Source organism: Limosilactobacillus panis DSM 6035 (genome assembly GCF_001435935.1).
GTDB classification, from domain to species: Bacteria; Bacillota; Bacilli; order Lactobacillales; family Lactobacillaceae; genus Limosilactobacillus; species Limosilactobacillus panis.
The window spans coordinates 1-1,526 of sequence record NZ_AZGM01000100.1 but is presented as its reverse complement, the minus strand read 5'-3'; the positions used below and the strand labels follow the sequence as shown (position 1 = coordinate 1,526).

The 1,526-nt window shown below is 39.5% G+C and carries 2 protein-coding genes; both read left to right on the top strand.

Annotation, left to right across the window (positions count from 1 at the left end; translation table 11 throughout):
* Window positions 1-57: 57 nt before the first annotated feature.
* Window positions 58-594, top strand: coding sequence for a helix-turn-helix domain-containing protein (locus FD32_RS06555; protein WP_056962144.1), 537 nt, complete (start codon window positions 58-60; stop codon window positions 592-594).
* Complete coding sequence (locus FD32_RS06550) at window positions 594-1,490, top strand: IS3 family transposase (protein ID WP_235803779.1); 897 nt, start codon at window positions 594-596, stop codon at window positions 1,488-1,490. The genes FD32_RS06555 and FD32_RS06550 overlap by 1 nt, the downstream gene beginning before the upstream one ends.
* Window positions 1,491-1,526 lie beyond the last annotated feature (36 nt).

The window sequence follows — 1,526 nt, the reverse complement described above, 5'->3', positions numbered from 1 at the left end:
ATGAAGTGCCCCATAATTGTTGGACAAAGGATCCAATGATTGTGAGGTACTTTTTCTATGTCAAAATATTCTTCAGAATTAAAATCACAGATTGTTAGTGAATATTTAGCTGGTAACCCCACAGCTGAATTGTCTAACAATTACCATGTTTCAAAGAAACGCATCAATAAATGGGTACAATTATTTAGGATGAATGGATCTCAAGCGCTAAAACGACGGCGTCATAAACGAGTATTTACACAAGATTTTAAGCTAAACGTGATAAACTACTACCAAACTCATGAGGAGTCATTAGCTGAGGTTGGAGCTAAGTTTGACCTGTTGCCTACACAAGTAAGTTATTGGGTCAATATTTTTCAACGTGACGGCATCGAAGCTTTGAAGCCTCATCAGAAAGGTAGGCGGCCAAAGGTGAATAAGAAGCATAATCCAAAACATATACGTCATTTGGCTGAGAGGAATGAACTCGACCGGCTCAAAGAAGAACTTGCCAAGAAGAATCAAGAGTTACATGAGGCCAAATTGGAGCTAGAAATCACCAAAAAATCTTTGGCCCTGTTCGGACCCTCAAAGCACGCGCCAAAACACAAATAGTGGATCAGATCAGGGCAGAACAATCACAGCGTCCAAAAGAACAACGCTTTACCACTGGCGAAATTTTGCGAACAATTCAATTACCTAAGGCTACTTATTATGATGAGCGCCAACGGATTGCCCATCCATCCACTAAGTATGCTCGTGTAAAACAAGCCATTCTTAAGATTGTGGAAGAAGGCCGTATTCGTGGTCGATTAACCTACGGTTATCGACGAGTTAAAGCAAAATTAGAAGAACTAGGAATTCATTTAGCAGACGCGACAGTTGAGTCATTGATGCATCAATTAGGTGTTCAAGTTAGTATGTATAATCGTCATCGCAATCATCAGTATCACTCATATAAGGGTCATGTGGGTACCACCGCGGACAATTTACTTGACCAAACTTTCAACGAAACGAATCCGTATCAGGTTATTCACACTGACGTTAGTCAAATTAAGCTGGCTAATAAACAGTGGGCTTATATCTCAGTCATGATTGATGAAGCCAGTAAGGAAGTCTTAGCCTTTCAAGTCAGTGATAGTCCCAATCGTTTATTAATTATGAACACCCTAGAACAATTAGAGAATCAGTTACCAGCCACCGCAACCCCAATTATCCATTCTGATCAAGGATGGCACTATCAACTTCCATACTACATTCAACGGCTTAAAAATCATCATTTTGTACAAAGTATGTCCCGTAAGGGCAACTGTTTGGATAATGCCCCCGTAGAAAGCTTTTTCCATCTTTTCAAAACCGAACTACTTAACGGTTTTCCACCGTGCAAGAATTTGTCAGAATTTAAGCAGTTAGCTACACAATATGTTCACTATTTCAACTATGAACGAATCTCTTTAAAAACTAAAGGCATGACCCCCGTTGAATATCGGAATCATGCCCTAGCAGCTTAATTATCTAATTTTGTCCAACTTTTGTATTGCACTTCA

What these genes read in the sequence shown, in the direction of transcription:
- FD32_RS06555 (WP_056962144.1), top strand. Translation starts at nt 58, where the DNA reads ATGTCAAAATATTCTTCAGAATTAAAATCACAGATTGTTAGTGAATAT.